Below are 9984 nucleotides of genomic sequence, written 5' to 3' on the forward strand. Positions count from 1 at the left end.
ATATTCAGTGTTCAGTGGATAGCAAGTAGAAAGGTCATCTAATTCATTGGCAAACATACTAACTCCTCAGTTACGAAGAGTTAGTTTGCTTGAACTGCAAGATCGTTCAAGTAGTTATATTTTCTTTAAACGATCAGCATTGTGCCTTCGCAGGAATGACGTGACGAGAGGCAGGAATGACCAGAAAGCAGAATGACGGAGCAGCTCTAGCTATCGAACATAACGCAAACTTTCATCGGTTCTCAAAGCGGTTGTAATCTAATAGCCCCGCTTCAACGGGTTGATCTTGTTTATACCATTGATGAACCTTATCGCTGAAAGACCAAAAGTCCGGCGAGCTGCGACGCACGGCAAATCTGTCCAGTAACTGAACATAACTCTCTTCGCCATCCAGGGTTCTTAAACGCTCCACCAGCTCAGGAATTTCCGTTTCTTTCAATGATAAGTAGGCGGCCGGATAGCTTCCCAGCACACCTCTCACTAAGGTTAATGTGTCGTTTTCTGGCACACGGTTGTTCTCTTCATCAAACAAGCTGGAAATGTTGCTGTGAGCATTGTTGTGGATCAGAGTAAACAACTGCGACTCTCCCGCTTTGGATTCAATCATCAGCATCATCAATTGAGGAATCGGTAAGATGCCCTCGCCTTTGATCTGATTAACACTGTTCAACTCGCGCTCATGGTTGTCGGTAAAGCCAGTATCGACAATGTCATATCGTGGACTGAGCACCGGCTGCACTCGCGCACGCAGCATATCAAACAGTTCCGATTTGGGGTCGTCGGTGCGGTATTCTACGTTGCTTGGCTCATCAAACGGCTTGACGTTACGTAGCAAGAAGTCGGTGAAATACGCGGTCTGATCCTGATACCAGCTCGATAGCTCCTGATGTCTCATGTTCTGTGGCAGCAACGTCACGAAGTTACTTTCGCCTTCTAAGCGCAAGAAATCCATAAACATACGGGTCACGAGCTGATGACCAAAGTTGCCGTAAACGTCAAAACCCGCCACCAGCAGATAGTGCACTCGTTCCAGTAACGAGTAATCAAATACCCAAGCGGTTTTGGGTTTATTGCCCACCAGACCTTGCGCCACTGACGCGCTATCAAAATGCCGGAACACAGTTAACGCAGCATTTGGGTTGCCATCACCAGACCAGACCAAATCCGTGGTGACGTAGCGACCATCCTTAAATTGCTTAGCGATAAATGCCGATTTCGCCTCCAAATAACGCGCCTGCTGCTTAGCGTAGCTAATCCAGGTAGCTATTGGGTTGAGGGTATCCTCACGCTCCGCAGGCAGTTTGAGGTTATCCGCCTGAGAGCGATAGAACTCGTTGACCTCTGGGATATCGGCTTTATCCGGATCTAAGAAGAACACCCAGAAATTGTCATTAATAACGTTAAGTGCAAGCTGACCACGGCAAACCGGACCTTTGATAAAGCTCATTATGGTGTTCTGTGCGTTATCCAATAAGAAGCGATAGCGAGCATTGACTGGCAAATCAATAAAAGCGGTCATCGGATTGGCAGCCACCGACGGCTCATAGCTTGGCAACTGACCAACGTGGTAATCTGCGTCAATAAACCACGCTTTCCAGGCGTGAATACGCTTTTTATTCAGCGCATAAGGCATATGAGTTTTATCAACGATGGTGCCCTGCTCTGGAATAATTCGGTAGAAAACACGCTCGACTTGCGGATCGTCATACGGGCGACGAGTAGCAATTCGTTTAACCGCCTCACCCGGAGGCGTAGAGGAACGCACCAAAGTAAAGAAACGCGGCGTTTTCTCTTCTAAATCAGAAAAATAGAGATGCGAAAGAAACAGGTGTTCATAAATATAGCGCGCTGCCAGTTGGCTCTTTTTGCTGTCGGCATTTAACAGTGTTTCGTAATTATTGACTAAAGTTTGCTGCGAAGCGGTTAATGGAATGTGCTCATTCATCTGCGCTCCGTTTTCTAACCACGTCATCAGCTTGTTGTATTCGCTCTTGTTAAGGTTAGGCATACCAAACGGCATCCCCCAATCCGGATACTCTTGCTGATAAGCTTCGTGCTCTTCCAACGTTGGGCACTGCTGCTCGCGATAAATCGAGAAATCAAAGCCTTCTAGTTGATCCTGTTGCTGTTGTGGGTGCAGCTCTTTCTGTTGCAGCAGCCTTGCGACTAACCCCGCTTCCAGATTGGCACGAGTGGTTTGGTCTCGCTCATTAAGCACAGGATAGAAACCGAAATCTCGCCACTCTTGGGTGGTTTGCGCATCTTCAAACAGGCGTGTCGGTGTTGCCGCGCTTAGGCGAGTTCCTTCGTAAATCTGAGTTTTGCTACCGCCGCGGTCAATCCCTTCCACCGATGAGAGTTTTAACTGACAAGGTGCGTCGTAACAGGCATGACAAACCACACAACGGTTGTCGATGATGGGTTTCACCTCTTGCATAAAGTATTGAGCTTGAGGCGACGCTAACGCCACCTGACGTTGCCGAACTTGAGCGGTACCAAACAGTTGGTCGTAATTGAGCCCGGCATAGGTAGCACAACCAGAGAACACAATAACAAAACAGAGAAAAAAGAGTTTACGTAAATTCATAAAGTTATGATTTTTGAGTTAACAGCATTAATTAAAGTAAAGATTACTACATTTTCCATGCACAACAGAAAATACTGCGAGAGAAATAATGTTATTGATTACAATCATAATTTCCCTTTATGCTATTTCAATGAAATAATCATTCGGAATATTCCGAAACACAGCTAAAAAATGTTGATCAACAGTAAACTCGCTTCGAAATGTTGATAAAAGCTTATAAACTTAAATAGAAAGTGCAAATCAAGTAACAACTACACCGTATTTTTTTATCGCAAGAGCGGCAACAGCCAATGACCAATAACACCGAACAAAGACAGTTTTTCCGTCTGCGTTATAGCATGAAAGAAGTGATGCCAACACTTCGCGTGCAGAGCAGAGAATTTAAAATCAGTGAAATCTCGGAACAAGGCATACGTGCGATTGTTCGTGATTACTCGCTATTTAAAATGGAAGATGTATTGGAAGGTGAGCTTCTGCTGAATTCATTGGATCGCAATATTCCAATCAAGGGCAAAGTACTGCGAAAGATCGGTAATGAAGTGATATTTCTGCTCACTGAAGGGCTGTCGTTCAAGCAGATGATTGCAGAACAGCGCTACATGCGTAAAAACTATCCGAAAGTGTTTCCCAGAAATGCCTACACCCGCGACGAAAATAAATAATGCCTTGCGAGCAAAAATTAACGATATTGCGACGGCGTCTTCTTAGTAAAACGTTTGAACTTGGTGCTGAAATAGTTGCTGTCTTTGTAGCCCACTTCAAAGGCGATGTCGGTAATCGATTTATCGGTACTTTGCAGCAGATCCATCGCATTGTTAATCCGCACCCGATGCACATAGTTGTTAAATGACAGGTTGGTCACTTGCTTGATTTTGCGGCTTAGGGAACGCGAAGAAATGTTAAACTTGTCTGAAATTTCGTTAATACAGACCTCTTCACTGTAGTTTCTTTGCAGCCAATCAATCACTTTGAGAATGATGTTGTCGTTGACGTCGTTCGATTGAGAAGTCAGACGACCGCGTGATATTTCCACCACCAAATGCTGAAACAGCACTTCCATCATCAAACGGGATTCCACCGTATTGGAACGAGATTCTTGATCCAGTTGCTGCAATATTTGCTCAACTTTCGACATGGTCTGATTGGTGATAAACCAGCTCTTGGAGTCCGAACTCTCATTCGGTAAAAAGTTTTTCAATATTGGGCTATAAGAAAGACGATTCTTCTTAAACAGAATATTGGTCAGATGAAGGTTCTCCACCTGCTCATACAAATGACGGTCACTGGGTGTGATATAACAAATGTAGTTCTGCGCCAAATTGGTCGGTGAATCATTAAGAATATGCTGCCCGGCACCTTTGGTGACAATAATAAGTTCATGAAAATCGTGGGAATGCTCAGGGTAATCCGGTTGCGGCGCGCGAGTTTCAGTACAGACGGCGGAATCTGTGTGTTTGAAAAACTCTTCACCACTAAGTTGAAACATCGTTTTATCTCCAATGAACACCCACACCATATTGCGATTACATTCAAGCAGGCGCAATCAACAGATAAAAAATGTGTGATTCTGATATCATCCACTTGCCTTGAATGTAGGATGATTCACAGATTAAAAAAGCCCCACTTAACCATGGGGCAAACTTTCACTACCAAATTAAACGAGAGAATGAATTTATAAGTAAGTACGTAAGTATTCAGACAGACATAGAATAGCCATCGACTGACCGTAAGGCATAGACGTCAACGGAATGGCACGATAGTAGTCTAGGTCCTGACCCATTGCCGTACCGAACGAAACATTGACTAACTCGCCCGATTCATTGATGTAATCGGTAATTAATGCGTCCACGGCTTTGTACGCCATTTCGGCATGTTTGGCATCGATGTAGCGCTTACGTACCGCTTTCAAAATACCGTAGGCAAAACCTGCGGTTGCCGAGGCTTCCACATAGGAAGATTCATCATCCAACAACGTGCACCATAAGCCATTAGCTTGTTGGTATTTCGCCAGCACTTCAATTTGACGCTCTAGAATATGAACCAAGTGACGACGGAACGCATCGTGCTCAGGCAGATCCAGCAGCTCGAGGAAATCAGGGATAACAATCGTTACCCAACTGTTACCACGCGCCCAACGCGCATTGGCAAAGTTGTGGTTACCATCGAATGTCCAACCGTGGAACCAGGCACCGGTTTCGCGATCGGTTAAGTATTGAATGTGCGTCAGGAACTGGTATTTCGCTTCTTCAATATATTCAGGACGGTTCAACAACTGACCAATTTTGGTCAACGGCATAACACTCATCATCAGTGTGTCATCCCACATTTGCTCATGGTTCTCGCTGTTATACACAATGTGCTGAATACCACCGCTCTTAGTCTTAGGCATTTGGTACATCACATAATCTGCCCAAGTTTCCAAATAAGGAACGAGCGATGGATCTTTGGTCTCTTCATAGCGATAAGCCAAAGTTAAGAACGGACAGACGGTATTAACGTTCTTGGTTGCCTGCTCTTCAGAGAAACGGTCTTCAAACCATTCATCAATGATGTTGACCACACTTTGGTCATTGGTTTGTTGGTAGTACTTGTACATACCGTAAAGACCAATGCCGTGCGTCCATTCCCAACCTGCCCAGCCTTTAGTATCAATAGTACGACCATCGTCCAGATGAAGCAGGAACTCACCGGTTTCATCGTGAATATTGATCAGGTTATTAATCAGGCTTTCAATCTTGTCGACCACAACGTTGCGTGGATGGGTACGTTCTACGCGACGAAGCAAAGCGCTATGTTTTACAGGAAAGATTTTCATAATAATAAGAGTCCTTAAATTCGATTACATAACACCAAGTAGTCTTGGTAAAAATAGAGTCAGTTCTGGGATATAAGTAATTAACATCAGTACGCAAATGATCGCAATATAGAATGGGATCAGTGGTTTAATCACATCTTCCACCTTCACTTGCCCGACACTTGCCCCCACATAAAGGCCGCTGCCTACCGGTGGCGTGATGGTACCAATCGCTAAGTTGAATACGATCAAGATGCCGAAGTGAACTGGGTCGACACCAATTTTCTGCACGATAGGCAGCAGAATTGGGGTGAAAATCAGAATTGCCGGACCGATATCCATAAAGGCACCCACAACCAAAATAAACAGAGTGATCACCAACATAATGACGGCTGGGCTGTCTGAGATACCAAGGATCAGCTTACTCAATGCTGCCGGAATACCGGTCATCGACATCGCAAAAGACATGGCTGATGATGTTGCCAACAGGAACATGATCACACCTGTCATGACAAAAGTCTGAATGATGATTTTTGGCATATCGCGTACAGTGATGGTTTTGTAGAGCACAAGCGTTAAGTACGCGGTGTACACAACCGCAATCGCCGATGCTTCAATTGCCGTAAAGATACCTTGCACAATACCGCCAACAATAATCACCACCAGCAACAAGCTTGGCAAAGCTTCGCGAGTCACCTTCAACGCCATGCCTTTTTGCAGGGTAAAGAAGTTGGTGTAGTTATTGCGTTTGGCAACGATGTAGGTGATGACCATACAGCCCACGCCCCACAAGCTACCGGCGACTAAGCCACCAGCAAACAGTGCCGCAATAGAGGTACCACCACTGGCCAACGCATACAGAATGAATGCGGTGGTTGGTGGAATCAACATACCTGTTGGCGCTGAAGCAATGTTTACTGCGGATGCAAAGCTACGGTTGTAACCCTCTTTGGCGCTCATTGGGATCATCACACCGCCAATCGATGTTGAAGCGGCAATCGCAGAGCCAGATACCGCACCAAACAGCATGTTACCCGCGATATTGGTGTAAGAAAGAGAGCCGGGAATTTGGCCGGTAAATAACTTAGCGAAGTTCACTAAGCGGGTCGCTATGCCACCGTTATTCATTATCACACCAGAGAGAACGAAAAACGGTACCGCAAGCAGTGCAAAGCTGTCTAAACTGGAAAACATTTTTTGCGCGGTAGTAAACATCGCGATATCAAACGGCAGAACCAACATCACGGTTGCGCCGGAGGCGATAACGATACACAGACCAATTGGGGTACCTAATACCAGTAAAAGTACGAACACCCCAATCATAATACTGGCAGCAGTAATTGGATCAGTCATACTGTTTCTCTCCTACTCGTTGCGCTTTTTCACCGTCAATCAGGTTCACCTGCGGTTTGAAAAGGTCAATAATGTTCATCACGCTATACACGATAATAAGCACACCAGACAGAGGCAGAGCATAGTAAACCTTGCCCATGGACAGTTGCAGAACTGGGGAAACTTGCATCATGGCGTTGCTTGAAACCTTCCAGCCACCAATGATCATGATGTAGACGGCAAAAAGGATGAAGACGATCTGGATTAACATATTCCAGTATTTCACTAAGCTTTTAGGAAACTTATCTAAAAACAGTGTGAGGGCGATGTGCTCTGTTTTGCCGGCAACATAAGCCAGGCCAATCACAGACAACCATACTAACGAAAATCGAAGTAGCTCTTCAGAGAAGGTACTCGGATCGTTAAAAACGTAGCGGCTAACTACCTGCCAGCAAGCTACCAAGACCATCATCGTCATTACCACACAGGCAAACACTTCAATGGTTCTATCCAGCCACTTTCTTATCATTCTCATAGGAACCTCGGCCAATCAATCAGGATAGACGCCCAAAGGCGCCCATCCTTTGTTACTGCTATTTTGCTTGCTCAACTATTTTGCTTGTTCGACTTGGTTAATTTGCTCATACAAGGCATACACTTGAGGTTTGCTTTTCAACTTTTCATAAATCGGTTGAACAGCCGCTTTGAACGGTGCTTGGTCGATATCAAAGAACTCAACACCAAACTCTTTCTTCGCTAGCTCTTGAGTCTTAGTCATCTCTTCCTTCCAAAGTTTTTTCTCAAGCTCGATTGACTCATCAATCGCTTCTTGCAGTGCTGCTAGTTGGTCAGGAGTGAGCTTACTTTTCGTCACGTTACTCATGATCACCACGTCAGGAATACGGGTGTGCATGTCGTAGCTGTAGAATTTCGCCACTTCACCGTGACGCGCAATAGTGATAGCAAATTCGTTATTCTCAGCACCATCCAGGATGCCTTGTTGCAATGAGGTATACACTTCCGCCTGGCTCATCGCGATTGGCGAAGCACCAAGCAGTTTCATGGTTTCGATAGAGGTTTCGCTCTGCATAACGCGAATTTTTTTGCCTTTAAGGTCAGCCAGCGTTTTTACCGGACCTTTGCTCATGTAGAAGCTACGCGCACCGGAATCGTACCAACCCACACCAGCGAAGCCTTGAGCTTCTGTTGATTGGTATACGGTTTTCATGATGTCTTTGTTATCCATCACACGGTAGAAACTGTCTTGGTTTTCAAAAAGGTAAGGTAGTGAAAAAACACCGTAAAGTGGAGAAAAGCTCTCTAGCAGACCAGAAGAGACTTTGGTCATATCGATAGCGCCGACCTGAGTCATTTCAACTAACTCACGTTCACCACCAAGTTGACTATCAGGGAAGTACATAATCGTGACTTCACCGTTGGTTTTTTTAGCCACAGCCTCACCGATGTACTGCAGCGCATCTTTTACTGGTTGGCTGTTATCTGCATACGCCATTTTTAGAACCGTTGCCGCGTGTGCACCGAATGGTAGTAACATAGCAGAAGCGAGCAGCGCTTTGGTGATCGGGTTGTAGAGTCGGGACATAATATCCTCCAAGTTGATTGTTATGCTTGTTATTGGTTTATTGAAAACACCATACAAATAGTGTTGTTTATTTATGTGGCTATCATGGCGCTTTCAAACTTCAGCTACCTTTGAAATTTCGCCACCTTTAATTTTTCACCGTCTAATTCGTCATACCAATAAAGTGAAGGGTCACACTTTTTACTTTTTAGTCTGTTTCAGTACAAAAAGTTGAAATTGGGTTTCAGATCACCGCTAGAATGCAGTTTTTTAATAAAAACAGGCAGTAGGATATTTAAAGGAAAAGTTTATTTATGAAGAGATGAAAAGAGGATTTTTTAAAATTTGTGATTTTGCTTAGACCGAAACGGCTTAGTATTTATTGTAGAAGCCACGTTATAACAACACATCATTCGCAGGATTTATAAACACTCTGCTCCCGAGCCTCCGTCGGTGTCATATTAAATATGTTCTTAAATTTGGTCGAAAAATAATTGCTATCTTGGTAGCCCACATCAAAAGCAATGTCAGTGATTGATTTCTCTGTATAGATGATACTTTCTAGTGCCTTGCTTGCTCTGGTGTAGTGCAAATATTGGTTAAAATTCATCCCTGTCATTTTCTTAATGTATTTAGTCAACTGTCGTGACGAAAGCTTGACCATATCAGCCACAGGTTCTAATTCATTAATTTGCGCATATTGCTGTTGGATCTGTGATAGCGCCATAAACACTTTGTCATTGTTACTAAGCAAAGACACATCATTGATCCTACCACGCCAGAGTTCAACGATAATCAGTTGAAAAATGGCTTGTGCAGTAATGCGAGACTGTAAACTATCACTATGAGATTCAATGTCCAGACAACTAATCAACTGGTTCACTTTCTCTGCCGATTCTTCATTGATAAACCAACCGTTATTCTTATCTGAATCTAATGGCATAAACTTTTTAAGTTCAGAACTCAGTGGCATTTTGTCTTTTTCAAACAGAATGTTACTCAGGTATAAATCATCAACCTGATCAAACAAGTGTCTATCTTCTCTTTTAACAAAGCACACATAATTTTTGCTTAGGTTCATCGGTACATCATTTAATACATGAGTGCCAAACCCTTCATTAACAATGACTATCTCTTCAAACGAATGACTATGTTCTGGATAGGGTTCTTGAGGTGAACGTAACTCCGTCGTCACTAAATTTTGAGAGCTCTTAAAAAACTCTTTCGACTTTAAGTAAATCATGACACCGCTCCTTAACCTAAGACGACATTCTAGCGACTTGAAATAAATTTTCCGGAGCAAAATCGCACTTCTTAGCACATAAACGGTACGAAATACCCAAAGTGTGAACATGACATAATACGACTTAATAAACTTACTCATTGCAAGGAAATAGGGGTAAAAATTCCAAGGTGCCAAACGACCACACTTGTATCCTTGTAGTGGTACAGTGAATTTGGCCACCTGAATAGAGGTGTTAAGATACACCTCAGAGACAAACAGGTGATTTTATGACAAATCGTACAAGACGCACTTTTAGTGCGGAATTCAAACTTGAAGCAGCACAATTAGTAACAGAGCATGGCTATTCGGTTATCGAAGCCGCTAAAGCAATGAATGTAAGTCAATCAGCAATGGATCGCTGGGTACGGCAACTCAAGCAAGAGCAACGAGGCATTGCACCGAAA

Annotated in this window: 9 protein-coding genes; 2 read left to right on the forward strand and 7 right to left on the reverse strand. The window is 43.9% G+C overall.

Annotated elements, in window-relative coordinates; all coding sequences use genetic code 11:
* Nucleotides 1-232 precede the first annotated feature (232 nt).
* Nucleotides 233-2587 (reverse strand): fatty acid cis/trans isomerase, encoded by a 2355-nt coding sequence (locus ACK5MF_RS19105; protein ID WP_416924099.1) that lies wholly within the window; start codon nt 2585-2587, stop codon nt 233-235.
* A 290-nt stretch (nt 2588-2877) separates the two neighbouring features.
* Between ACK5MF_RS19105 and ACK5MF_RS19110 the strand changes: the two genes are divergently transcribed.
* Nucleotides 2878-3249, forward strand: coding sequence for a PilZ domain-containing protein (locus tag ACK5MF_RS19110; protein ID WP_416924100.1), 372 nt, complete (start codon nt 2878-2880; stop codon nt 3247-3249).
* Between the two features lie 17 nt (nt 3250-3266).
* Here ACK5MF_RS19110 and ACK5MF_RS19115 read toward each other — a convergent pair whose 3' ends face one another.
* From ACK5MF_RS19115 to ACK5MF_RS19140, 6 genes are all read right to left on the reverse strand, one after another.
* Entirely contained in the window at nt 3267-4073 is an 807-nt protein-coding gene (locus ACK5MF_RS19115) for a helix-turn-helix domain-containing protein (protein ID WP_416924101.1), read from the reverse strand.
* A gap of 186 nt (nt 4074-4259) precedes the next feature.
* The gene (locus ACK5MF_RS19120) at nt 4260-5402 is read right to left on the reverse strand and encodes a glycoside hydrolase family 88/105 protein (RefSeq protein ID WP_416924102.1); all 1143 of its coding nucleotides are present in this window, start codon (nt 5400-5402) and stop codon (nt 4260-4262) included.
* A gap of 24 nt (nt 5403-5426) precedes the next feature.
* Nucleotides 5427-6734 carry a TRAP transporter large permease gene (locus tag ACK5MF_RS19125; RefSeq protein ID WP_416924103.1) on the reverse strand — a complete coding sequence of 436 codons (1308 nt, stop codon included), beginning with the start codon at nt 6732-6734 and terminating at the stop codon, nt 5427-5429.
* Nucleotides 6727-7242 carry a TRAP transporter small permease gene (locus tag ACK5MF_RS19130; protein WP_416924104.1) on the reverse strand — a complete coding sequence of 172 codons (516 nt, stop codon included), beginning with the start codon at nt 7240-7242 and terminating at the stop codon, nt 6727-6729. The genes ACK5MF_RS19125 and ACK5MF_RS19130 overlap by 8 nt, the downstream gene beginning before the upstream one ends.
* An 81-nt stretch (nt 7243-7323) precedes the next feature.
* Nucleotides 7324-8316: a TRAP transporter substrate-binding protein gene (locus ACK5MF_RS19135; RefSeq protein WP_416924105.1), complete on the reverse strand. Its 993-nt coding sequence runs from the start codon at nt 8314-8316 to the stop codon at nt 7324-7326.
* 388 nt (nt 8317-8704) lie between these two features.
* On the reverse strand, nt 8705-9538 hold the full coding sequence (locus tag ACK5MF_RS19140) for a helix-turn-helix domain-containing protein (protein ID WP_416924106.1): 834 nt from the start codon (nt 9536-9538) through the stop codon (nt 8705-8707).
* Nucleotides 9539-9807: 269 nt separating this feature from the next.
* On the opposite strand from ACK5MF_RS19140, the gene ACK5MF_RS19145 reads away from it, so the two are divergent.
* Nucleotides 9808-9984: transposase (locus ACK5MF_RS19145; RefSeq protein WP_416922373.1), on the forward strand; the 177-nt coding region annotated here is incomplete at its 3' end.

The sequence above is a fragment of the Vibrio sp. genome (assembly GCF_047973365.1).
GTDB lineage: Bacteria > Pseudomonadota > Gammaproteobacteria > Enterobacterales > Vibrionaceae > Vibrio.